We start from the raw sequence: 264 nt of genomic DNA, 5'->3' as shown, positions 1-264 counted from the left end.
TTTTGTAAAGAGCGTGCATAAATTTTTACTTTTTCCGCAAACTTTTGCTGGAACTTCGCGATAAAAGATAAATCTCATAACTGACCACAGCAAGGGTCTGACGTTAATTACTGGATGAGACTAACACGAATGAAAAAAAACACCTTAACGTTGAGCGCGCTGGCGCTCAGTCTTGGCCTGGCGTTAAGCCCTGCCGCCGTTTTTGCCGCTGAATCGGCTTCTTCTACCAGTCAGCAACTACCGAGCCTGGCGCCGATGCTGGAA

It is taken from the genome of Pantoea sp. UBA5923 (assembly GCF_002431095.1).
Taxonomy (GTDB): domain Bacteria; phylum Pseudomonadota; class Gammaproteobacteria; order Enterobacterales; family Enterobacteriaceae; genus Pantoea; species Pantoea piersonii.
This window is presented reverse-complemented; position numbering follows the sequence as displayed.